General features: G+C 68.8%; 20 protein-coding genes and 1 riboswitch. Of the genes, 17 read left to right on the top strand and 3 right to left on the bottom strand.

The annotated features are described in order from the left end of the window. Positions 1-6: 6 nt before the first annotated feature. The gene (locus HR086_RS16795; protein WP_174463340.1) at positions 7-681 is read right to left on the bottom strand and encodes a lipid-binding SYLF domain-containing protein; all 675 of its coding nucleotides are present in this window, start codon (positions 679-681) and stop codon (positions 7-9) included. 163 nt (positions 682-844) lie between these two features. On the opposite strand from HR086_RS16795, the gene HR086_RS16790 reads away from it, so the two are divergent. The 5 genes from HR086_RS16790 (at position 845) to HR086_RS16770 (ending at position 5,133) form a co-directional block, all read left to right on the top strand. Then, positions 845-1,282 carry a hypothetical protein gene (locus HR086_RS16790; RefSeq protein WP_254614683.1) on the top strand — a complete coding sequence of 146 codons (438 nt, stop codon included), beginning with the start codon at positions 845-847 and terminating at the stop codon, positions 1,280-1,282. Beyond that, positions 1,279-1,767, top strand: coding sequence for a hypothetical protein (locus HR086_RS48540; protein WP_254626352.1), 489 nt, complete (start codon positions 1,279-1,281; stop codon positions 1,765-1,767). Before HR086_RS16790 ends, HR086_RS48540 begins: the two co-directional genes overlap by 4 nt. 90 nt (positions 1,768-1,857) lie before the next feature. After that, positions 1,858-2,040, top strand: coding sequence for a hypothetical protein (locus tag HR086_RS16780; protein WP_141641556.1), 183 nt, complete (start codon positions 1,858-1,860; stop codon positions 2,038-2,040). 507 nt (positions 2,041-2,547) lie between these two features. After that, complete coding sequence (locus HR086_RS16775) at positions 2,548-3,276, top strand: hypothetical protein (protein ID WP_254614685.1); 729 nt, start codon at positions 2,548-2,550, stop codon at positions 3,274-3,276. A gap of 225 nt (positions 3,277-3,501) precedes the next feature. After that, entirely contained in the window at positions 3,502-5,133 is a 1,632-nt protein-coding gene (locus HR086_RS16770) for a peptide-N4-asparagine amidase (RefSeq protein ID WP_174466128.1), read from the top strand. A gap of 55 nt (positions 5,134-5,188) precedes the next feature. Here the strand turns inward: HR086_RS16770 and HR086_RS16765 are convergent, their stop codons facing one another. Beyond that, positions 5,189-6,598: a hypothetical protein gene (locus HR086_RS16765; RefSeq protein WP_174466127.1), complete on the bottom strand. Its 1,410-nt coding sequence runs from the start codon at positions 6,596-6,598 to the stop codon at positions 5,189-5,191. Between the two features lie 117 nt (positions 6,599-6,715). On the opposite strand from HR086_RS16765, the gene hflX reads away from it, so the two are divergent. The 10 genes from hflX (at position 6,716) to HR086_RS16715 (ending at position 17,086) form a co-directional block, all read left to right on the top strand. Then, positions 6,716-8,251, top strand: coding sequence for a GTPase HflX (hflX, locus tag HR086_RS16760; RefSeq protein WP_174466126.1), 1,536 nt, complete (start codon positions 6,716-6,718; stop codon positions 8,249-8,251). A gap of 372 nt (positions 8,252-8,623) precedes the next feature. Further along, on the top strand, positions 8,624-9,823 hold the full coding sequence (locus HR086_RS16755; RefSeq protein WP_174458002.1) for a zinc-binding dehydrogenase: 1,200 nt from the start codon (positions 8,624-8,626) through the stop codon (positions 9,821-9,823). Then, positions 9,820-10,611, top strand: a complete 792-nt coding sequence (locus HR086_RS16750) for a DapH/DapD/GlmU-related protein (RefSeq protein WP_174466125.1) — start codon at positions 9,820-9,822, stop codon at positions 10,609-10,611. Before HR086_RS16755 ends, HR086_RS16750 begins: the two co-directional genes overlap by 4 nt. Next, the gene (locus HR086_RS16745; RefSeq protein WP_174466124.1) at positions 10,608-11,666 is read left to right on the top strand and encodes a 3-oxoacyl-ACP synthase III family protein; all 1,059 of its coding nucleotides are present in this window, start codon (positions 10,608-10,610) and stop codon (positions 11,664-11,666) included. Before HR086_RS16750 ends, HR086_RS16745 begins: the two co-directional genes overlap by 4 nt. Before the next feature lie 17 nt (positions 11,667-11,683). Continuing rightward, positions 11,684-11,920, top strand: coding sequence for an acyl carrier protein (locus HR086_RS16740; RefSeq protein WP_174466123.1), 237 nt, complete (start codon positions 11,684-11,686; stop codon positions 11,918-11,920). Further along, positions 11,917-12,672 carry an SDR family NAD(P)-dependent oxidoreductase gene (locus tag HR086_RS16735; protein ID WP_174466122.1) on the top strand — a complete coding sequence of 252 codons (756 nt, stop codon included), beginning with the start codon at positions 11,917-11,919 and terminating at the stop codon, positions 12,670-12,672. Before HR086_RS16740 ends, HR086_RS16735 begins: the two co-directional genes overlap by 4 nt. Then, entirely contained in the window at positions 12,669-13,679 is a 1,011-nt protein-coding gene (locus tag HR086_RS16730; protein WP_174466121.1) for a 3-oxoacyl-ACP synthase III family protein, read from the top strand. Before HR086_RS16735 ends, HR086_RS16730 begins: the two co-directional genes overlap by 4 nt. An 18-nt stretch (positions 13,680-13,697) precedes the next feature. After that, positions 13,698-15,077: a class I adenylate-forming enzyme family protein gene (locus HR086_RS16725; protein WP_174466120.1), complete on the top strand. Its 1,380-nt coding sequence runs from the start codon at positions 13,698-13,700 to the stop codon at positions 15,075-15,077. Between the two features lie 145 nt (positions 15,078-15,222). After that, positions 15,223-15,573 (top strand): hypothetical protein, encoded by a 351-nt coding sequence (locus tag HR086_RS16720; protein WP_174466119.1) that lies wholly within the window; start codon positions 15,223-15,225, stop codon positions 15,571-15,573. A 172-nt stretch (positions 15,574-15,745) separates the two neighbouring features. Beyond that, positions 15,746-17,086, top strand: coding sequence for a hypothetical protein (locus tag HR086_RS16715; protein ID WP_174466118.1), 1,341 nt, complete (start codon positions 15,746-15,748; stop codon positions 17,084-17,086). Between the two features lie 62 nt (positions 17,087-17,148). Here the strand turns inward: HR086_RS16715 and HR086_RS16710 are convergent, their stop codons facing one another. Then, positions 17,149-17,688 carry a hypothetical protein gene (locus HR086_RS16710; protein WP_174466117.1) on the bottom strand — a complete coding sequence of 180 codons (540 nt, stop codon included), beginning with the start codon at positions 17,686-17,688 and terminating at the stop codon, positions 17,149-17,151. Positions 17,689-17,916: 228 nt separating this feature from the next. Beyond that, positions 17,917-17,986, top strand: a riboswitch (S-adenosyl-L-homocysteine riboswitch). Positions 17,987-18,073: 87 nt separating this feature from the next. Here HR086_RS16710 and ahcY point away from each other — a divergent pair. Both ahcY and HR086_RS16700 read left to right on the top strand, forming a co-directional pair. After that, entirely contained in the window at positions 18,074-19,504 is a 1,431-nt protein-coding gene (gene ahcY / locus HR086_RS16705; protein WP_174466116.1) for an adenosylhomocysteinase, read from the top strand. A gap of 216 nt (positions 19,505-19,720) precedes the next feature. Further along, positions 19,721-22,078: a patatin-like phospholipase family protein gene (locus HR086_RS16700; RefSeq protein ID WP_254626351.1), complete on the top strand. Its 2,358-nt coding sequence runs from the start codon at positions 19,721-19,723 to the stop codon at positions 22,076-22,078. Positions 22,079-22,186: the final 108 nt, after the last annotated feature.

Below are 22,186 nucleotides of genomic sequence, written 5' to 3'. Positions count from 1 at the left end.
CGTGCCTCAGCTCTGCGGAGAGGACCGGGCACTGGCACGCGTCTTCAAGAGCCGGGTCACCAGCATCGCCGCGGTCGACAGTCCCGTCGCCAGGGCCGCGGGGTGGCGCGGCGTCCGAGGCAGCCAGCCACTCCTCTCTCCGTTGGAGCGCTCGTCCGGGGAGCCTTCACCCGCCTTCTGGCCCTCATCGCCGTTCACACGGGCCGGCGCATTGGAGGGGGGAATGAACGTGAACTTCTGTCCGCCCAGCGAGGCCTCGAGCAGCATCCCCCCGCGTGAGTAGGCGTGGGCGGTGCATTTCGCGTAGTTGGTGGTCCCCGACGCCGCGGCCTTGAGGATGACCGCCGAGGCATTGGCGGCGAAGGCCACCTTGCCACCCTTGAAGGCTTCGATGGCGTCCCGGTCCTCGAAGAAGATGACCTCGCTCAGCGTCTGTCCTCCGACCTGCACACCGATGGTCATCTGGGAGAGGGTCGCGAAGCCGATGGGCTTGCCCTTCTCGAACACCTCTCCATGGCCGTAGGAGCCTCCCAGCACCAGCGACGCCCGCCCCAGCGAGGGGAAGACGGCGTACCCTCGCACCCGCTGGAACTCCTCCTCCAGCTCCGGATTCTTTTGCTTGAGCCGGTCCAGCGTCGCCACGACCTCTTCGTGCAGCGTCTTCTCCTGCTCCGCCTTCATATCGACCTCCAGGAGAAGAAAGGTGGCGATGACCGCATCCGCGCGGAACCGGCTGCTCGGACGAGCAGACACACCTTGCGCAGTCCGACTGCCCGGCCGAAGCGCGCGGTGCCTAACTTCAAGACATCCCCGCCGCCCGCGGGGAACAGAAGGAGGGCACGTCATGGGCTCGGCGAAGGCGAAGGGCGAGCGGCGGACGCGCGGCGATACGCAACGCCAGACACCCGGGAAGAGGCTGAAACGGCAGCCCTTGGAGCATGCGGCGGGATTCGCTCGCGACCGGGTCATCGAGCGGCTGGACGTTCAGCGCGGAGACCTCGCCCAGGCGTTGGAGGACGCGGCCCGAGGTCTGGAGCAAGCCACCCGGCGGACCCCCAGTCCCCTGTCTCAGCACATGCTCGAGACAGGCGAACGCGTGCTGCGTGGCGCCTCATCACGACTGGACCAGCACTCGGTCGGAGAGCTCATGGAGCACGCGGGGCGTCAGGTGAGACAGCGCCCCGGCTGGTTGATTTCGGGCTTGTTGGGAGTGGGGCTCATCGCCGGACGCGTGTTCCGCGCCAGCGGTGTGACGGATACCGAGGGGAGGGCCGAAACATGAAGAAGGCCGCGAGTAAGAAGCAGGCACCCGCACGGGCGGACGACGGGCCTCCCCGGCGTGGGGCCCGGGAGAGCACCCTGGCAACCCTGCGGTCCGTTCAGCGAAAGGGACAGGCCGTCACGGGAACGCTCAAGGAGCGGATGCCGACCCGGGACGAGGCCCGTGCCCGTGTGGCCCAGGCCCGCTCCTGGACCGAGCGCACGGTGCGAGCCCATCCCGTGGGCCTCGGGTTGGGCGCCCTGGCCGTGGGCTTCCTCTCGGCCTCCCTCCTCCCCTCCTCCCACGCGGAGCGGCGGGCCTATACACGCGCGGCGGACAAGCTCCGAGGGCTCGCAGACGAGTTGGAGAGCTCCGGGCAGTTCGAGGACGCGGTTTCAAGCCTTCGGCGGATGGCCATCACGTCGGCGGCCGAGCGACTGACTGAAAAAGAACCCGACACCTCTCCCAAGCGCACGGCAAAGCGCGGCGAGCGAAAAGGCGGCTGACCGCGGGCAGCCTCGAAGCAGGCCAGCGCCTCAGGGGCGGCGCGGCTTGCTCGAACGCTTCCGACGAGGCCGGACGGGAGGCGACTCTCCATGAAGGCGTGGAGGGTCGGGCAGTCGCACCCCCACTCGCATTCCGGCTTCGAAAGGACCGTGGTGCTCGCCCGGCGCGAGGTGCGCGGGGAGCCCGACCCGGTGCGAGTCGTGGACGCGCCGCGCGTCGGGCGGCGCCCAGGTGCGCACTCGCACCCCCTGAAGGGCGTGGACTTCGAGTGAGCGTCCCTTCGCCTTCGCGCTGATGACCGCGTCGAGGTCGGAGTTCTCCGGGGCTTGCGTGGACGCCGAGTCGCCCCGCGTGCGCCGGGTCATGACTCGGTGCGAAGGGCCCTTCGAGGGTGTGGCCGTGCGCCCCGAGGGACGGCGACGTCGGGTGGGCTTGCCTCGACGTTCTGGCATGGGTTCTCTCCCGCTCCACACGTGGAGGCGTGACATTTCGCGGTGAGTCTCAAAGATAGGAAGGCCCCGCGGAGAGGCAGGGCCCGAGGCCCTCCTGTTCGAGAGGCCATGCCTGCGTCCGCCCGCGTCCCACGAGGCACCCAGACCCACCGGTCAGGGCGGACGACCCCGAGGATGACAGGTCGCGAGACGTCCCCAGGTTTGGGCCACGAGGGGGAGTCGACCGTGGCGAAATGGAATCCGTGGAAACGGGACGCGGAGAGGTCCGGCGCGAAGAAAGCCCGACGGGACGCGCCTTCGGGGAAGATCGGACGCCCGACGGGTGAGGTGACGCGCGAAGACACCCGCCACGTGCTCGCCGTGGCGGGCGCCGATGAAGGGCCTATCGAGACCATTCCTGACGTGCTGCTCGACGTGCCGACGGTGAAGGTGGACGAGATATCACTCGACGTGGAGAGACTGCACGCGCGGGTGGCCCTGCACGCGGAGCTCGCCAATCTGGTGAAGCTGGACGTAGGCGCGGAGGTGGACATCGACCGGGTGGCCTTGACCATCAAGGGCGTGGAGGCGCAGGCCCTGCTGAAGGTCCGGCTCCAGCGCGTCTATGAGATCCTGAATCGCGCCCTGCAGACGGTGGACAACAACCCGGAGCTGCTCGCAAGCCTTCTGCGCCCGGTAGGCCACGCAATCTCGGAGGTGGGAGAGGCCACCCACGAAACGCTTCGGCCCGGAGGCGCCATCTCCGAGGCGGTTCACGACGTCGGAGATGTCGCCAAGGGGGCCACTGGACCCGGAGGCGCGCTGACACGCGTCTTGGGAGACGTGGGTGGCACCGTGAAGGGCACGCTCGCTCCCGGCGGTGCGGTGGACGAAACGTTGAAGGGGACCCTGGGCCAGGACGGGGTGGTGGCGGGCGCCGGTCGCACGCTCGACCGGGCGCTGCAAGACGGCAAGCAGCGCCCCTCGAAGCGCAAGACACCCCGACACAAGCGCGGCCCTTCGAGCGGAGCGAAGAAGAAGCGTGTGGCCAACAAGGCGCGTCAACCGAAGCGCTGAGAAGCGCGACGCGCGCGTGGAAGTTGATGACCCGAGCCGCGCGGCCATGGCCCTGATGACAGCGGCCCTGCTCGGAAAGCCCCTCGCCGGACGCGGGGGCCCGGGTGCCCTCGGCGCTACGCGAGTGTCCGACACCGGGGCGGGTTCGCACCGGAAGCTCGCGCATTGCCCACGGCACCGGCGAGGCCTAGTCTCCACGGACTAACCGCCTACCAAGGAAAAGCCGTGCGTCCTTTCCCCGGAGCATTCGCCGCGGCAGTCCTCGCCCTCGGCGCGGCGCTGCCCGCGCTGGCCGTCGAGCCGCCCCCTGAGTTCGGTACGGATTGGGATGACCCTCGCACGGCCGTCCCCACGGTGGAGCGGCCGGCGACGGCGTCGTGCACCGTCCGAATCGTCGACGAGAAGTTCGACGACTTCACGCCCTTCACCGGCACCTTCACGCCGCCCGCGGACTGCCCGGGGCCGTGGCACAAGGTGGTGCTGCGCATGGAAGGCAAGGTCCAGGGCGTCCAGTACGACCGCCTGGGCCACCTGGAGGTGGGAGGCGTCACCCTCTTCAAGACGTCCACGCCCGAGCCGTCTCGCGAGGGAATCGCGTGGTCGGTGGAGAAGGATGTCACCGCCTACGCGCCGCTGCTGCGCCAGTCCCAGCCCGTGTGGATGCTGATTGGCAACGTGGTCAACGACACGTACACGGGCGTGCTGGACGTGCAGGTGTACCTGACGTTCTACCCGGCGCAGGGACGGCGGTTGCCCCCGGCCAGCACCGCCAGCGACGTGCTTCCGCTCGTCAACCCGCGCCGAGAGGGAAGCGCGCTGGTGGGCGAGGTGACGGTGCCCCAGAACACCGCGCGGCTCATCGCGGAGGTCTACGCGACGGGCTCGGGCGGTGGCTGCGAGGAGTTCTGGTACATCACCGCGCCCACCGTCGTGCCGTACTCGTGCCCCGCCGACGCGGGCCCGTACCGCGAGGTGCAGATTGAAGTGGATGGAAAGGTGGCGGGCATCGCCATGCCCTTCCCGCATGTGTACACGGGCGGCTGGTCCAACCCGTTCCTCTGGTACGTGCTGCCGGCGCCGCGCGCCTTCAACATCCGCCCCATCGCGTATGACCTCACCCCCTTCGTGGGCCTGCTGACGGACGGCCAGCCGCACCAACTCCGGGTGAGCGTGCTGGGGGTCCCCGAGGGACGCCCCGGGTGGGACTTGCCCACCAACGTCCTCGTCTGGCGGGATTCGCACGCCGCGCGCGTCACGGGCGGACTGCTCCAGCACTCGCTGGGGGCGCTGACGAATGACTCGACGTACGCGCTGGTGGACGGCTGGCACCAGGTGGACACGCAAGGCGGCCAGCACCTGCGCGTGTCTGGTTACGTGAAGACCTCGCGCGGCTGGGAGCTGACGACGGTCGAGCAGAAGGTGTCCAACGCGAGCATGCACCGCTGGCTGGGCGACATGGAGAACCCGGACGAGCTCACCGCCACGTGGAATGACACCAGCACCGTCACCGTCGTGGGTCGCGACCTCTTTCCGACGGTGAGCCGCTCCGACAAGCGCTTCGTGCTCGACGGGCTCATCAGCGTGACGCCCGAGAACCGGCTCACCACGACCATCACCATGAACGACGCGGAGGACGCGTTCGACCTCCGAGGTCTCCAGACGCTGGCGCACCGCGAGAGCAGTGACGTCTTCACCGGAGAGGCCGCGTACACGCTGGGCGTCCCCCGGGCGCAGCGCAACGCGGTGGGGACCTCCACGCATCGCTACCGGGTGAGCGGCTTCCCCGGCGACTGCTACGACCGGAGCATCTCCAGCCGCAACGGCTTCATCACCGAGGACGTCCAGCGCTGCGATTGAGCCGTCCTCCAGCAGTGTCGCTCGGGACGGGACGCCCCTGGAGCCCGGGGGCGTCTCACCCTGGCTCGTGCGGTGTTTGAATCCGCGTCCGCTGGACCCAGGCGCGGGCCTTCTCGAGTTCGGCGTCGAACCAGCTGTCCGCGTTGGCCGCCATCACCTCCTCATGGGTGAAGCCGATCTCCGCGGTGGCGGGAGGCGGCTGCTGGCGTCCCCACCGCGCGGCGATGGCTCGGGCCCATGGAGACTGGCTCCGTGCGAGCGCGAGCTGGAGGTACTTGGAATCTCCCGCGTCCGACGCGGCGCGCTCCTGGAGGGCCGCGCTCAGCTCCCGCTGAGTCCACGGTGTGTCCAGGACACAGAGGACGGTGGCGATTCGCATCCGGCAATAGGGCACGGAGGAGCGCAGCGCGCGCCGCACCAGCTCCAGGGCGTGTTCAGGCGCATGCTCCAGGGCCAGGAGCGCGAAGTCTCCGTCGAAGGGATTGCCTCCGTAGCCCTTCACCTTGTCCACCCGAGCGAAGGCGAGCACCACCGCGAGCACCCTCTCCCGCTCGAACTGACGGCGAAGCAGGTAGCTGGCGGCGGCATGGAGTGAATAGGGGTGATGCTCTTCCGGAGACAAGCGCTGGAGCAGCGCGAACACCGCGGGGCCTCCCGCGACGCCCGGCAGCGTGTCCAGCCGCTCAATCGCATCTCCCATGGCCGAGGAGATGGGGCCGGAGAGGACTCGCGCGCAAGCCTGGACGAACGCGTCGGGAGGCAAGAGTTCCTGAAGCGCGGCCAGGGCATCACCCGCAGAGGTGGGGGCGGTCGTCCGCGCCAGGAGCCACTGCTTGCGTGCCTCCCGTGCCTCCCGCGCCCTCGCCGCGAACGTGCTGTCGTCCAGCGCCTCGAAGTCTCCGAGCAGGACGAAGCTCTGCTCGCGTGCCTGCCGCGAGCCGAGGTCCAGGGTTTCGGCTGCCTCGGCCAGGGCCTCCAGCTCCGGCGGGAGCCGGAAGACATGCTCACTGGTCGGGTGCCGCAGGAGCCCCTGGTTCTGGAGCTCCCGGATGGCGCTCACCACCAGGTCTCGGCCCGGAAGCAGGGCCATGAGACGGACCTCGGGAACCCCTGGCGCGGAGAGGGAGTGGAGGCGGGTCGCGAAGAAGTAGGGGTCGATGGTGGTCCCCTCGTCTCCGTGGAAATCGACGTCCAGGATTTCGCCGGCGCTGGAGAGGCAACAGCCGCGTCCATGGAAGTCGTACGTCCAGCCCTCGAGACCCGGGACATCCCCGTCCTCTTCGCCTTCGTCCCACTTCGGGGTGAGTCGCTCGTCGATGATACGGACGAGCCAGCGCTGACGGACGAGCTGGCGCATGAGGCAGACGAGGAGCCACGCGGAGGCTGGGCGAAAGGCAGGCGACTCGTCATCGCTCGCGGGCGCACGGCTCAGCAGGTCGCCAACCGTCTGGATGAGGTCTCTCATGGCATTTGTCGGACGGAGGTCGCCAGTCGCCTGCTCCCCCAGGCGACAGTCGCCTGGAACCGGGGAGGCAGGCCAGCTTTACCCCACCTGGGGCCTCACCGTGTTACGAGCATGCCCATGTCGAAGACCCCGCCAGTTGTTCGCCCCCGTGCCGTCCTCGTGGGCGTCCAGTTTCCCAGCGTGACGGACACGGAGCACGCCGCGGACCTCGCGGAGCTCAAGAGGCTGGTGCACACCCTGGGCTACGACGCCGTGGCGACGGTGTCCCAGCGCCGAGGAGCGCTGGCCACGGGAACGGTGCTCGGCAAGGGGAAGCTCAAGGACCTGGCCGCGCTCACCGGAGGGCCGGGAGTCATCACCTCGGGCGCCCGGGACCGGACCTCCAAGGCCCGAGCGAAGTGGGAGGCCGCCGAGGAGGACTCCGAGGCCGAGGAGACCTCCGAGGAAGGCACCGAGGCGACCGACTCCGAGTCGGAGGACACCGAGTCGGAGGGCGCTGAGACCGAGGGCACCGAGTCGGAGGACACCGAGTCGGAGGACACCGAGGCCGAGGACTCCGAGACGGACGACTCCGAGGCAGAGGACGTCGACGAGGATGACGACGCCTCCGAGCCCGAGGAAGACGTCAGTGGGCCACGTCCCACGGTGGTGGTCGTCGACCACGAGCTGTCGCCGAGCCAGCTGCGCAATCTGGAGAAGGCCACCGGCGCCCAGGTGATGGACCGCACGGGCGTGATTGTCGACATCTTCCACCGGCACGCGCGCAGCCACGAGGCGCGCATGCAGGTCGAGATTGCCCGGCTCACCTACCTCGCGCCCCGGTTGCGGGAGTCCTCTGGAGGCCGGGAGCGGCAGCAGGGGCGTGGCGCCGGAGACTCCGCCGTGGAGCTCGACCGGCGGAAGATCCGGGACCGCCTCGCGGAGCTGCGCGCGGGGCTCGCCGTCATCCAGAAGGAGCAGGACCATCGCAGGTATGCCCGCAGGGAGCAGCTCCGGGTGGCGCTCGTCGGCTACACCAACGCGGGCAAGTCCTCCCTGATGCGCGCCCTCACCGGGAGCGAGGTCCTGGTCGCCGACCAGCTCTTCGCCACGCTGGACACCACGGTGCGCGCGCTGCATCCAGAGACCCGTCCTCGCGTGCTCGTCTCCGATACGGTGGGCTTCATCCAGAAGCTGCCGCACGACCTCGTGGCGTCCTTCCGCTCCACGCTGGATGAGGCGCTGGAAGCGTCGCTGCTGCTCTACGTGGTGGATGCGTCGGACCCGACCTGGAAGTTGCAGTTGGAAGTCACCCGGTCCGTGCTGCGAGAGATTGGCGCGCACACCGTGCCGAGCAAGCTCCTGCTGAACAAGACCGACCGGCTGGACCAGGCGGCGCAGGATGCACTGCGCGCGGAGCATCCGGAGGCCGTGCTGCTCTCGGCCCATCGGCCGGACGACGTGGCGAAGCTCCGCCAGGTCATCATCCAGTTCTTCGAGGCGTCGATGGTGGAAGCCCACCTGGTGATTCCATACGCCAGTCAGGGACGCATCGGCGAGGTGTACGAGCACACCACGGTGCTCAACGAGGAGTACGACGAGCACGGCCGGAAGCTCCGCGTGCGCGGCCTCCCCGCGGCGATCGCCAGACTCACGCAAGCATTCCAGGCGTGACGCTGGCGATGACCTGTCGCCGGTGACAGTCAGCGGCGACTGTCACTGGCAACGGTCCCAAGCGCCTGGTGCAGGCCACGCTCGCCCCCAGCTCCTTCGCGGTCGATGAGCACCGCGCACAACCCGCTGAGCAGGCCGGCGTCACGACCCGTCGGATCCCCCGCCTCCCGTCGCTCCGTGAGCACGTCATCGGGGCGGGATCCGACGCCCCACCTGCGTTTTCTCCCCGCGGCGACATTCCCCACGACCACGGGGACTCGCGGCAGGAGGAGGCGCACCCCGGGCATTCTTGAGACATGAATCAGGATTCAACATCATCCCTCCACTTCGACGCGCTCGGCGACTCTCCCCCGGCGCATCACTGGAGCGGTCATGCAAGAGGCGCAGGCCTGGGTCCTTCATCGCGGAGAGAAGCAGCGGGACGGCAAGAGCGTCCCGGGTGAGCTGGTCCAGGAGTCCTTCATCATCCCGGACCTCGGTCCCGAGCACGTGCTCGCCGAGCCCCTCTATGGCTGCTGGGAGGGAAACATGGGGCACGCCCTCCAGCGCGTGCCCGTGGACATCTGTCGGCTGCGTCGGGAAGACAAGGTCGTCATCGGCAACGCGGGCGTCGTGCGCGTCCTCGAGACGGGCAGCGCCGTCACGCGAGTCCGCCCGGGAGACCTCTGCCTCGTGTTCTGCAACGCGGAGCAGGACGAGCACGGCTACCCGGTCAAGGTGCTCGCCTACGACGCCAGCCACACCATGGGCCTGCTGGCCCGGAAGACGCGGCTCCCCGAGCGCGTGCTCGTCCCCATTCCTCGCGACACCCGTCACTCGCTGAAGCAGTGGGCCGCGTTCTCCCTGCGCTACATCACCGCCTGGTCCAACTGGCGACTCGCCTATGGCTGCTGGCGCCTGCAGGTCAGCGAGTCGGACTGCCCCGCGCCCTTCGTCGTCGGCTGGGGCGGCGGCGTCTCCTATGCGCAGCTCCGACTGGCCCGGTACGCCGGGTGCCGGGTGGCCATGGTCGCCTCCCAGGACGAGCGCCTGCGACACCTCGCCTCCGTGGACATCATCCCCATCGACCGGCGCGAGTTCCCCGACCTGATGCTGGACCCGGCCCTCTTCGCTTCGGACTCCGGCTACCGCCAGCGCTACACCCAGTCGGAGAAGCGCTTCCTCGCGAAGGTGAAGGAGGCAGGACGTGGCCAGGATGTCTCCATCTTCCTCGACCACATCGGCGCGCCCCTCTTCCAGGCCACGCTGAAGGCGCTCGGCCGCCAGGGCGTGATTGCCACCGCGGGCTGGAAGCTCGGCGCGGAGCTCATCGACCTCTCGCGCTCCACCGAGTGCACCAAGAGGCACCAGCACATCCACACCCACTACGCGCGCTACTCGGAGGCCGTGGCGGCGGTGGGCTTCGCGGAGGAGATGGGCTGGCTGCCCCCCGTGGACGGCGAGCGCGTCTACACCTGGGAGGAGATTCCCCAGCTCGCGCGTGACGTCGAGGAGGCCCGCGTCGCTTCCTACTTCCCTCTCTTCCAGGTCAACCCCGAAGCGCCGAGCCCCGTCCACCAGGAGGCCGCGTGACCCAGGACGCGACGGACGCGCTCGCCACCGCGAGGCAGCGGTTCAAGCACCAGTCCCGCGCCTTCGGCCTCGCGCGAGTGCTCCTCGTGGACCTCATCACGATGGCATTCGCCCTGCCGCCGGGCCTCGTGGCGTGGTGGTCATGTCTGCTCTTCCTGCGCTGGAGCTGGGACAGGCCCGGGTTCGCCGCGTGGGCGCTGCTGGCGCCCGGAGTCCTCGCGGGAGTCTTCCTGGCGACGTGCTGGCTCATGCGCCTGTGCATCCCTCGCATGCGGCCGGGCACCTACGCGATGGAGCTGTCCCGGGACTACCTCGCCTGGTACTCGGTCCTTTGTCTGGGTCACGCGGTGCGCATCTGCGGACTCCAGCCGTTCTTCTTCACGTTCTACGTCACCAAGTATCTGTACTGGCGGGCCATGGGGGCCCGCATCGCGTACGGGGTGAACTCGTCCCTCTTCGCCATCCTCGCGGACTACCCGCTGCTGACCATCGGCAAGGGCTGCACGATGGGCGCGAATGTCTTCGTCCTCGGCCACGTGTTCCTCGGCGACAAGGTGCAGTTGGGCGAGGTGAACATCGGCGACAACGTGTTCCTCGGAGCCGGCGCCATGGTGGGGCCCCGGACGACCATCGGCGCGAGGAGCTGGATTGGCATCAACAACAAGCTCTTGAAGGACACGCTGCCGGAGGACTCTCGTCTCGAGAACTTCGAGTGGGAGCACTTCAACCCGGCCCGTGCGCAGGTGACGCCGGCTCCCCAGGCTCCCGTCGAAGCGAGCGCGCCATGAAGGTGCTGGAGCCACGCCTGGGCATCCAGGTACTGGGCCATGGCCGTTCGTGGCCTGGAACGCGGACCGTGTCCAACGCGGAGCTGCTCGCCCGGGACACCGAGCAACACGGCCGCTCCGCCCAGACGCTGGAGGCGCTCGGCCGGAAGCTGCAAGCGCGACTGGGCTTCGGCCAGAGATACCTCGCGAGACTGCCCGGAGCGCTCCCGGGAGAATCGCCCCTCGCCCCAGGAGACGAGGAGACCAGCGAGTCCCTCGCGCTGACGGCGACCCGGCGCGCACTGGGGGGCCACGGCGGCGCCGACATCGAAGCGCTGATTCATGGCACCACCACGACGAGCCGCTACACGGGCTCGCAGGCCGCGGCCATCCTGGGACGGCTCGACAGTCACGCCGCGGCCTATGAGCTCAAGGCGGGGTGCTCCACGTCCCTGGCCAGCCTGCACCTCGCGATGTCCTTGCTGGGCAGCGGCTACGACAACGTGATGGTGAGCTGCGCGGAGACGCTCTCCAAGGTGATGAACCCGGCCCTCAAGGAGACCTGGTTCATCCTCGCGGATGGAGGCGCGGCCCTGTGGCTGCGTCGTGAGCCGACCTCGCCCGACTTCGAGGTTCGCCAGTGCCTCTACGCCACCGACGGAACGCTGGTGGACCTGTACACGACGCCGGGGAGACTGCCTCCCGACAGGAACGTCCTGGAGCAGGGGGGCTACGCGATGGCGGGAGACGGCACCCGGCTTCGCGAGGAGGCGCTGCGACGCTACCTGGAGATGCTCCGCGCGATGTTCCCTGGCGGCCAGGGGCTGGCGCGAGTCCGCTGGGTGGTGGCCCATCAAATCAACCGCAAGCTCATCGAGCAGGTCTGCGCGGAAGGAGGACTCCAGGCCCGCCTCATCTGGAGCGCGGACCGCGTCGGCAACATCGGAGGCGCCTCCGTCCTCTTCTCGCTGTCGGAGGCGCTGGAGCAGGGACTGTTCGCGTCGGGTGACTCGGTGCTGCTGATGAGCGTGGGCGGAGGACTGTCCTTCGCCATGCAGCACTGGGTGAAGCAGTGAACCGGGGGAGCCCAGACATGGACCTGCTCGAACGCATCAAGAAAGCCCTGCGCATCGCCGGCATGGAGGAGTTCCCCTCGGGTACCTCCGAGCCCCTGGCCGCGTACGGGATGGACAGCTTGCTGATGGTGCTCGGTGTCGCGGCGCTGGAGAAGGAACTGTCGCTGCGCATCTCCGGGCGGGACTTCTCCGAGCAGGCCTTCCACAGCCTCGACTCCCTGACAGCGTGGCTGCGAAAGCTGGGCGCCACATGAGGGTCCTCATCACGGGAGGCGGCTCCGACATCGGACGCTCCATCGCTCGCCGACGGCTCGCCCTCGGTGACGAAGTGTTCGTGACGGCGTCCTCGGAAGCGTCGCTGGAGAAGCTGCGGGCGCGGTATCGAGACGACGGGCTGAAGGCCCAGGGACTGGTGCTGGACCTCGCCGCGCCCGGACGCAGCGACGCGGCCCTGGAGGGACTGCTCGCCCAGGGCCTCCAGGGACTGGTGCTGAATGCCTGGACGCGGCGCCCTCCCCTGCACCGCTTCCATGAACTTCCCCAGGCGGCGCTCGAAGAGGATGTCACCGCGAACCTGATGGGCAACGTCTGGCTGCTGCGCCGCCTGTTGCCGTCCATGGTCGAAGCCCGCTGGGGCCGCATCGTCTTCATCTCCAGCATCTCCACCGTCAGCGGCACGGGGCGCTATGGCGCGTACATCCTGTGCAAGTCCGCGCTGGAGGGGCTGATGCGCAACCTCGCGGTGGACTACGGCACGTTCAACGTCCTGAGTAACACCGTGCGGCTGGGGCTCTTCAAGACGACGCGGACGAAGAAGTACTGGTCCAGGCCCCTCTACGTGGAGCGGATGGGCGGCGTCATTCCGCAGGGGGAGCTGGGTGAGCCCGAGCACGTCGGTGAAGCGCTCGACTCCCTGTTGTCCGCGCACCAGTACATCAACGGCGCGGTGCTGGATGTCACCGGGGGCCTCCCCATGTTCCGATTGGAAGGAGTGTTGAAGCCATGAGCTTCTTGAAGCCCACCGCACCGGTGTACCTGCTCGGGCCCCGCTCGTGGCTGCCCGCGAAGGTGATGACCAATCAGGACGTACTCGACTGGATGGGGACTCGGGCGCGTCCCAGTTGGATTACCCACAGGACCGGCGTCGAGAAGCGGCACTGGGTGGAGCCGGAGCAGGCGTGCAGCGACATCGCGGCGGCGGCGGCCCTGCGGCTGATGGAGGACTGCGCCATCGACCGCCGGCGAATCTCCCAGCTCTTGCTGGCCACCGTGTCGGGTGACTTCCCCACCCCGCCGACCTCGCCACTGGTCCTCCCCAAGCTGGGACTGGATGGCATTGGCGTGCTGGACCTGGTGGCCGCCTGCGCGGGCTTCACCAGCGCCGTCCATGTGGGAGCAGGACTCGCGCTGGCCACGGGGAGCGACCACCTGGTCATCGCCGCGGACATCCGCTCCAAGTTCCTCAACCGCGAGGACCTGGCGACCACGGCCCTGTTCGGTGACGGGGCCGCCAGTTGTCTGGTAACTCCGCGCCCCGAGCAGGCCGACTATCAGCTCGTGGCGAGCGAGCTGGGTGCGGACGCCTCCATGGCGGACATCATCGCCATCCGTGCCGGAGGCTCCCGCCTGCCCCACCACCTGAACGATGACCCGACCAAGGTCTTCCTGAAGATGGAGCACGGGGCCACGCTGTTCATGAAGGGTGTGGACAACATGTCGGCGGGCGCGGCGTCGCTGCTGCGGCGGCTGGGCATGAGCGTGGCCGACGTGGACTGGTTCGTCCCCCATCAGGCCAACCTGCACCTCATCCGGGCCATCACCGACAAGCTGGGGGCGGACCCCGCGAAGGTGGTGGAGACGGTCCAGTTCACAGGCAACACGTCGGGAGCCAGCGTGGGCATCGCGCTCGCGCACCTCCAGGAGAAGCTCCCACTGCGCGCGGGGCAGAGCGTCCTGCTCATCTCCGCGGGTGCGGGAGGCGCGTCCGCCTGCGCGCTGCTCAAGCGCCTCTAGCCACGGAGCGGACGCCTCATGAGCACCGCACACGCCTTCTTCCGCGCGGATGACACCCCTGCCCTCATCCTCGGAGAGGAGACCTGCTCCTTCGCCGCACTCCGCCGAGAGGTCGAGACCCTCAAGGCGGGCCTCGTCGACAGGCCGCGCGGTCTCGCCATCCTGCGGGCCCATCGGAGCCTCGGGTTCATCACCCGCTTCCTGGCCTTCTACGAGGCGGGTGTTCCGCTGGCCGTGTTCGCGCCGGAGTGGACGGACTCGGAAGTCGAGGCGCGGAGAAGCGGCCTGGGGGACTGCTTCGAGCTGGACGAGTCCCTGTCCGTCTCCTGGCGAAGCGGCCGAAGCGAGCCGCCCCACCACCCGGAGACAGCCGTCGTCCTGTTCACCTCCGGAAGCACGGGGGCGCCTCGGGCGGTGCAGCTCTCCCGGAGGAACATCGAGGCGAACGTGGCCGCGGTCCTCGCGTCCCTCGACTTCGCGTCGGTGTCCCAGCAGACGCTGTTCCTTCCGCTCTCCTACTCCTTCGGACTGCTCGGACAACTGCTCCCCGCGCTGGCGGCGGGTGTCCCCACGTCCCTGCTCGGCAACCTGGTCGAACTCAAGCGGCTGCTCGACGAAGGGCGACTGCATGGGATGATCAGCGGAGTCCCCTCCCATCACGAGACCTTGCTGCGACTGCTCGGCGACGCACCCGCGCTCACGAAAGACGTCACCCACGTCGTCTCCGCTGGCGCGGCGCTGAACCTGGAGCTGCGCCAACGCCTGATGCGGGCCTTTCCCTCCAGCCGCGTCTACACCTGCTACGGCCAGACGGAGCTGGCGCCCCGGGTGCTCTGCCTGCGCAGCGACCACCCCGCGTTTCTCTCCACCGCCACCGGCTTCCCGGTCGGCTCGCTCACCGTGAAGCTCACCCCGGAGGGCGAGCTGTGCGTGCGCGGCGAACAGGTGATGTTGGGGTATCTGGGAGCACCCGAGGCCACCCGCGAGAAGGTCCGCGAGGAGGGCTGGCTGCACACCGGCGACGTGGCGGAACGGAGTCCCGAGGGGCTGGTGACGCTCCTGGGGCGCAACGATGACCTGCTCAAGGTCGGCGGGGAACGACTGAGCCCGCTCGAAATCGAGGCGGCCCTGCGTGCCCTGCCAGGGGTGACGGACGCCGCCGTGTCGGGCCGCGACGATGCCTTGTATGGAATGACACTGACGGCCTTCCTGCAATTCGAACCCGGCGCGCCCAACCCTCTCAAGCGCGAGCTGCGGCAGGCCCTGCGTGAGCGCCTGTCCCCGCACAAGGTCCCCACCGAGTTCTACCGGGTGGAAGAGCTCCCCCGGACGTCGAATGGCAAACTGCAACGGGGCCGACTGGCGGCGTGCCTGCACCCCGAACAGCGCCTCGGCTGAGCACCCTTCCTCTCGCCCTCTCACAAACGCGCATCAACAACAAACACATCCAAAACCGTCACATTGACAGAACATTCGCAGAAACCTAGACAACTCACCGCCTCCTGGGACTTCACTTTCACCAGACAGGCGCGAAGGAGTTGTCATGAAGAGACATGTGATGTTGCTGGCCATCCTCGGCATCCTGGGTTTCGGTGGCGCGGGCTGCGGGCCTGGGGAGGAGCAGCAGGAATCCCCCTCGGAGGAGACGACCGAGCAACTGCCTGGGGAAGAGACCTCGTCCGAGGGGAACAACGTCGAGCAGTTCGCGCGCAACTGCAAGACGACCTGCTCGGGCATCACCGCCAGCGGTGGCACCTGTGGTGTCGTTGGCTTTGGCTCCACCACCTTCCTCGGCGGTTGCAAGAAGGCGTGTCGGTTCGCGCGACAGGACGCCGATGCGAAGGCGGCGAGCTATGGCTGTCAGCTCACCCAGTGCAGTGACGCCTGCGGGTAGTTCACCGATGAGCACCTGAGCCGGACCTCGGTCTGGGGACAGCAGGCCCCTGGCTTGCCGTCCCCTGCCCCTCCAGAAGCCCCAATCACGCACCACGAGGAAGCGCGCCGTGGGGGCGCGGCGCCAGGCCGGACGGTGGGCGAGAACCTCGCCGCACCGTACAGTCCGGCGCGTGACGCATTCACCGAACGACCTGGCGGCGCTCGCAGCCGATGCGACGGACACCTTTCGCCTGCGACTCGCCGAGGCGCTACGACACCAGGGCGACCCACGGGGCGAGTTCATCCAGGTGCAGTGCGCGCTCGCCAAGGCCGGGACGAAGGCCGCCGCGCCGACGCTTCGGGAGCGCGAGGCCTCGTTGCTCGCGGCACATGAGGCGACGTGGCTCGCGGAGCTCGGACTCCTGCCGGGGGACGCCGTGTTCGTGCGCGGGTTCGTGGACCGCGTCACCGTGGACGCAAGCCGCGCCCGTGGCGTCTACGCACGGCTCATCCGGATGGAGCCCGTTCGAGCCTTGAGTCTGCGCGTGGACCTTGGAGGCTCTGAAGCAGAACTCTCCCTCGTCCTCGAGGAAATCCGTCGAGCCGGCCTCCCTCCGTCGCTGGAGCAGCTCACCATCGACCGGAAGAACTCCTGGGAGGACATCCATGACGATGCGCTCGAGCGTCGACGCCAGGACACGCGGACGCTCGGGCTCTCGTTGGACCTTCACGACTTCACCCGCCCCGACGCGGGGCTCGCGCTGCTGAGCATCGCCCTCACCTCCCCTGACACATCGTCGCTCGAGTCACTCGGCATCAAGCTCACGGGCCTCGGGGCGAATCCGCTGGAAGAGCTCCTCGATGCCTTGGAGCGCGCGGGCCCTCGACCGTCGCTGCGTGAGTGGTCCCTGGAGTTCTCCAGTCCCAACGGGAAGGAGCGCATTCGCTGGGTCCAGCTGCACTCGCTCGCGCGCCTGCTGGCCCTGTACCCGAGGCTCCAGACCCTCGTGCTGCCCATGACGGAGCTTCACGCCGAGCACGTCGAGCATCCCGAGCTGCGTGAGCTCTCACTTCACTGGCTGGGGCACACACCCTGTGGCCCCTCGGACCTGTCGCAGTGGAAGCACGCGCCCGTTCCCAAGGGCACCGGGCTCCAGTTCCTGCGGGAGGCACGACTCCCGAAGCTCGAGCGACTGCACATCGATTTCCAGTACGAGTGGTACATCGCGTGGACCCCCGAGGACCTGGCGCCCCTCTTCGAGGCGAAGGGGCTTGCCGCCCTCCGTCGGCTCGAGCTGCACAACTGCCACTTCGGCGATGTGTTGTGCCGCGAGCTGGTCCGCATGAAGCACGTCCAGTCGCTCAAGGTGCTCGACCTGACGGGAGCCATCCTGACCGACGGGGGCGCCGAAGCGCTCACGCGCAACCGGGCCCATTTCCCGCACCTGACGCAGCTGATCTGCGGTCCCTGGGGGCTCTCCGAGCCCGCCTGGAAGGACCTGGTGAAGCACTACCCCGTCGTCTCGCCCTGAAGCCCCGCGGGCGCCCAGGACCTCGTGTCGGTCCTGGAGCCCGTGAGGACGGCTGACGAGGGTCAGTCCCCCGTCGCCCGCACCGTGCCACCGCTCGCCCAGTGGTCCACGGCGGCGCGCGCGGCGGTCTTGTCGAGCAGCTCCTCGAGCAGCTTGGGGCGCGCGATTTCGTCCGGCTCGAAGACGCCCAGCAGCGCCAGCTCCGGCTTGGCGTCGCCGTAGTGCTCCTCGCCCACGGTGAGGAAGCTCGGGGTGTAGCTCGCGCCAATCAGGCCGCTCACCAGCGGGGCGATCTTCAGCGACGCGCCGTGGGCATGCACCGGCCCGGCGGGAACGCCGTTGCCCTTGACGAGGCCGATGTCGTGCCCCAGGAACCGGACCTCGTACGCCCGCGAGTCATCCCAGTGGGGGACCTGCTCGATGACGAGCGTCAGGGTGCCCTCGGACTTGGGGCCGGCATCCTGGTTCGCCTTCTGGATCTGCCCCTTCAGGGCCTCGAAGACCTCCGGAGCGAGGGCCGCCCAGCGGTCGCGTCGGGCATAGGCGGCCCGGATGTTCTCGTTGATGGCCTTCAGAGATGTTCCAGCGCTTTTCGACGGCATTGCGGCCCCTCGGGGTTGTTGGGAGGCGGCGATGGTGCCTCCCTGCTGGCGGCCCTGTCCAGAATCTCACGATTCCAGGAGGTCCACGCACCCACATGGAAGCGGGGTCCACCCCTTCAAGCCCCCTGGAGCCCTCCAGTGAAGGCGGCCGCGAGGAGGTCGCCGGCCTGCCCACCGGGGCGGCAATCTCCCTTTGAAATTCGCGGCGGCTTCTCGTAGTTTCCCCGCGACTTCGAGGAGTGTTGCGAGGCCTCTGGCCCCAGGCTCGAAGCGGAATACCCAACGGCACTCACCTGGACGCGTTGCTTGCGAGGGTGGGTCCGCTTTCAGCGGCTCGGCAGGTCCTCGCCAGCACGATTCGCAACCATCAGCAGGAGCCATTCTCATGACCGCCATTCCCCAGACCCAGAAGCAGGACCACGCCGTCGCCGACCTGTCGCTCGCCGCGTGGGGCCGCAAGGAAATCCGGATCGCCGAGAGCGAGATGCCCGCCCTCATGGCCATCCGCGAGGAGTACGCCAGGCAGCAGCCGCTCAAGGGCGCTCGCGTCACGGGCTCGTTGCACATGACCATCCAGACGGCGGTGCTGGTGGAGACGCTGCAGGCGCTGGGCGCCGAGGTGCGCTGGGCGTCGTGCAACATCTTCTCCACGCAGGACCACGCCGCCGCCGCGCTCGTCGCCGCGGGCACGCCCGTGTTCGCCCACAAGGGCGAGACGCTGAAGGAGTACTGGGACTTCACCCACCGCATCTTCGAGTTCGGGCCCGCGGGCAGCGACCACGAGGGTCCGAACATGATTCTGGACGACGGTGGTGACGCGACGCTGCTGATGCACCTGGGCAAGCGCGCGGAGAAGGACGCGAGCGTCCTCGCCTCGCCCCAGAGCGAGGAGGAGCGCGAGCTGTACGCCTCCATCAAGGCGAAGCTGGCCCAGGACTCGACCTGGTACTCGCGCAAGGCGGCGAAGATCCTCGGCGTCACCGAGGAGACGACGACGGGCGTGCACCGCCTCCAGGAGATGTCCGTGAAGGGCACCCTCCTGTTCCGCGCCATCAACGTCAACGACAGCGTGACGAAGAGCAAGTTCGACAACCTGTACGGCTGCCGCGAGTCGCTGGTGGACGGCATCAAGCGCGCCACGGACGTGATGGTCGCCGGGAAGATCGCCGTCGTCGCCGGCTACGGAGACGTGGGCAAGGGCTCCGCGCAGGCGCTGCGCGCGCTGTCCGCCCAGGTGTGGGTCACCGAAATCGACCCCATCTGCGCGCTCCAGGCCGCCATGGAAGGCTACCGCGTCGTCACCATGGACTACGCCGCGGACAAGGCGGACATCTTCGTCACCGCGACGGGCAACAAGAGCGTCATCACCCACGACCACATGGCGAAGATGAAGGACCAGGCCATCGTCTGCAACATCGGCCACTTCGACAATGAAATCGAGGTCGCCTCCCTGGAGAAGTATCAGTGGGAGGAGATCAAGCCGCAGGTCGACCACGTCATCTTCCCGGACAACAAGCGCATCATCCTGCTCGCCAAGGGCCGGTTGGTGAACCTGGGCTGCGGCACCGGCCACCCCAGCTACGTGATGTCCAGCTCGTTCGCGAACCAGACCATCGCGCAGATCGAGCTGTACTCGCACAGCGACAAGTACCAGGTGGGCAAGGTCTACGTGCTGCCCAAGCACCTGGATGAGAAGGTCGCCCGGCTGCAGCTGAAGAAGCTCAACGCGCAGCTCACCGAGCTGACCCCGGAGCAGGCCTCGTACATCGGCGTGGAGAAGAGCGGTCCGTACAAGCAGGACACCTACCGCTACTAATCCTCCGACCGGAGGACTCCTGCTGGAGCGCGAACCCGTCCGGGTTTGAGCTCCGGCAGGCCGGTGTCCCGTCGAACACGTGAGCGGTCATGAGCCGCCGCTGATGGAACGACCTCCGCTGGCGCAACATCCCTTCGCGCCAGTGGAGTCGACGATGTGGCACCCCGTCAGGAAGCCAGATGCGCCCGGGACAGGGCGGGTCTACGTTGCCGGGCCATGGGTTCCGTCGCAGCCAGCGAGGCACGCGCCGCACCAGCCGTCGCCAGGCCCTCCCCGCCCATCCGCCCTTCCATGCGCTTCCCGCTCTCTTTGTCTCCGCTCGCCCTCGCGTGCGCGCTGTTCCTCGCCACCGCGCCGGCGAAGTCCCAGCCGATGGACCCGGAGGCCGCGCCCCCTTCGGCCGTCTCCCTCACCGTGAGCGGCGGGGTGTCCCTGGGTGTGTATGAAGCGGGCTTCCTGTACTACGCGCTCGCCTCGTCCCGGGGCAGTCAGCGCGTGGACCTCCGGCTGCTCACGGGCGCGTCCGCTGGCAGCCTGAACTCGCTGCTGGCGGTGCTGGCCGCCTGTGGCGTCGAGGCGCCCTCCCCCGAGAAGTCGCTGTTCTGGCGCACCTGGATTCCCATCGGGTTCGACCGCCTCTTCCTCCCGTCCTCGACGACGCCGCTCGGGATGTTCTCGCGGGAGTGGCTGGAGCGCGGAGCGGCCGGAATCGAAGAGGCCTGGAACCAGGGAGTGAGTCCCTCGTGCGACGTGGTGCTCGGCGTGTCCACCACGCGCGCGGAGCCTCGGGTCCTCTGGGCCGCGAATGGGCGCCTGTCGCTGCCACGCATCGAGGAGAAGTTCGCCATCCGCATCCAGGGCCGAGGCCCCGGAAAGGCCCCCCGCGCCACCAACTACACGACGCCCGGCAGTCGTCGCCTGGAGCCGCTGCTCGTCACCGATGCCCAGGGCGAAATCCCCTTCGAGCACCTGCGAAACCTCATCCTCGCCTCCATGTCGTTCCCGGTGGCCTTCCCTCCGCACTCACTGCCCACCTGCGAGTCGAGCTCGTCCACCACCACGCCCGCGGTCTGCCCGCTGTCGGAGGCGAAGACCGCCCGGTTCATCGACGGAGGCATCTTCGACAATGCGCCGCTGCGGCTGGCCGTGGGGCTCGCGCGCGACGGGCTGCGGCCTGTCGACGGCAAGCTGAAGTGGCGCGACGTCCCCACGCCGGGGGTGCGCGACACCCCGAAGGGCATCGCCTTCGCGTTCGTCGACCCCGATGCCACCGAGTACCCCGTCCAGCTTCCCACCGAGGCCCAGGCCGAGGCGGAGTCCCTGCCGGCCGAGGTGGCCGGGCTCGTCGCCGCCCTCGTGGACACGGCGCGCTCGAAAGAACTCTCCATGCTGCTCGAAGAGGAGCCCGAAATCGCCAGGCACCTCGTCGTGCCACGTCGGCACTTCCCCGCCGCGAGCGCGCCCCTCTTCGCCTTCCTCGGCTTCTTCGAGACCGAGTTCCGCACGTTCGACTTCTACCTGGGCATGTACGACGCCCGCAGGATGCTGGAGGACGTGAGCGCCGGCACGGCGCGCTTCGCGGACCCTCTTGGCGAACCGACGGAGGAGCCCGGCGGGTGGGCGCCGTTCACCTGCATGCGCGCCGTCTATGACGGAGCCTCGGACGCCACGCGGGCCTGCCAGGGTGACGCCATGGCGGACTTCCGCGCGCTTTTGCAGGTGTCCCTGGACCAGCTCTACTTCGCGTGCAGCACCGCCCGGAAGCAAGCCGAGGGCACCCCCTGGCGCAACCCGCACTGCGACCGCGCCATGGCGGGGCAGCCTCCGCCCCACGTCCCCGGCATCGCGCCGAGCCGCTGGCCGGACTGGAAGAAGGGCGCCACGGAGCCGGAGCTGGACTACTCGATGCGGCTGCTGGGTGCCTATGGGTTCCAGTTTCGCGACCTCGGCGTGGAGCCGGGGCGTGGAGACCTCGCCATCGTGCGCATCCGGGAGTCCATCGGGCGGGCCCTCCACCGGCTCACGTCCGCGCAGCCAGGCGCCGACAAGCAGGTGGTCGGCTTCGCGGGCAAGCTCGCCGCGGACAGCGTGGCCTTCGCCCCGCCGGACACCGTGCTGCATTTCACCATGGGCCCCACGCAGAGCGAGGTCGGCCTGAGCCTGGGGGCCTTCGCGTCGAGGCTCCCCACGGGCCTCCGGTTCGCGAGCGCCGTCGGCTTCCGGGGCCTCGAGGACGTCTTCTCGTCGGGAGGAGGCGAGTCCTTCTCGGTGGCCCTCGTGGGAGGACTCGAGTACCGGCCCCGCACGGACCAGTCCTTCCTCGCGCAGAGCCGCTTCGGACTGCGTGGCGGGTGGATGTTCAGCGCCAATGACAACTATGGGACCACCGACTGCGAGGACCGCGGTGCCAGCCGGGTGACGGCCTGCTCGCGCCCCGTCGTCCAGGCCCTGGCGGGTATGGCCTTCCTGGAGCGGTTCCGCGTCCAGCTCGTCGGTGAGTGGTACCCGGGGTCCACGAACCGGAAGACGCTCTGGTCGATAGCCCCTGGCCTTGGTGTGGAAGTCGCGCTCTGATCTCTCCCTCACAGCGCCCAAAGGAAGCCACGCCATGCATTGGAGAGCCCTGCTCTGCCCTGTCGTCCTCGTCCTCGGTGCGTGCTCGGAATCACCCGACCCCACGCC

Source organism: Myxococcus sp. CA039A (genome assembly GCF_013336645.1).
Classification (GTDB): domain Bacteria; phylum Myxococcota; class Myxococcia; order Myxococcales; family Myxococcaceae; genus Myxococcus; species Myxococcus llanfairpwllgwyngyllgogerychwyrndrobwllllantysiliogogogochensis.
This window is presented reverse-complemented; position numbering and strand designations above follow the sequence as displayed.

Excerpts from the sequence above, each read along its gene's own strand:
- HR086_RS16720 (WP_174466119.1), top strand. The coding sequence starts at position 15,223 with ATGAAGAGACATGTGATGTTGCTGGCCATCCTCGGCATCCTGGGTTTC.
- HR086_RS16730 (WP_174466121.1), top strand. The coding sequence starts at position 12,669 with ATGAGCTTCTTGAAGCCCACCGCACCGGTGTACCTGCTCGGGCCCCGC.
- HR086_RS16795 (WP_174463340.1), bottom strand. The coding sequence starts at position 681 with ATGAAGGCGGAGCAGGAGAAGACGCTGCACGAAGAGGTCGTGGCGACG.
- HR086_RS48540 (WP_254626352.1), top strand. The coding sequence starts at position 1,279 with ATGAAGAAGGCCGCGAGTAAGAAGCAGGCACCCGCACGGGCGGACGAC.
- HR086_RS16740 (WP_174466123.1), top strand. The coding sequence starts at position 11,684 with ATGGACCTGCTCGAACGCATCAAGAAAGCCCTGCGCATCGCCGGCATG.
- HR086_RS16755 (WP_174458002.1), top strand. The coding sequence starts at position 8,624 with ATGCAAGAGGCGCAGGCCTGGGTCCTTCATCGCGGAGAGAAGCAGCGG.
- HR086_RS16765 (WP_174466127.1), bottom strand. The coding sequence starts at position 6,598 with ATGAGAGACCTCATCCAGACGGTTGGCGACCTGCTGAGCCGTGCGCCC.
- HR086_RS16700 (WP_254626351.1), top strand. The coding sequence starts at position 19,721 with ATGGGTTCCGTCGCAGCCAGCGAGGCACGCGCCGCACCAGCCGTCGCC.
- hflX (WP_174466126.1), top strand. The coding sequence starts at position 6,716 with ATGTCGAAGACCCCGCCAGTTGTTCGCCCCCGTGCCGTCCTCGTGGGC.
- HR086_RS16780 (WP_141641556.1), top strand. The coding sequence starts at position 1,858 with ATGAAGGCGTGGAGGGTCGGGCAGTCGCACCCCCACTCGCATTCCGGC.
- HR086_RS16710 (WP_174466117.1), bottom strand. The coding sequence starts at position 17,688 with ATGCCGTCGAAAAGCGCTGGAACATCTCTGAAGGCCATCAACGAGAAC.
- HR086_RS16745 (WP_174466124.1), top strand. The coding sequence starts at position 10,608 with ATGAAGGTGCTGGAGCCACGCCTGGGCATCCAGGTACTGGGCCATGGC.
- ahcY (WP_174466116.1), top strand. The coding sequence starts at position 18,074 with ATGACCGCCATTCCCCAGACCCAGAAGCAGGACCACGCCGTCGCCGAC.
- HR086_RS16735 (WP_174466122.1), top strand. The coding sequence starts at position 11,917 with ATGAGGGTCCTCATCACGGGAGGCGGCTCCGACATCGGACGCTCCATC.
- HR086_RS16725 (WP_174466120.1), top strand. The coding sequence starts at position 13,698 with ATGAGCACCGCACACGCCTTCTTCCGCGCGGATGACACCCCTGCCCTC.
- HR086_RS16790 (WP_254614683.1), top strand. The coding sequence starts at position 845 with ATGGGCTCGGCGAAGGCGAAGGGCGAGCGGCGGACGCGCGGCGATACG.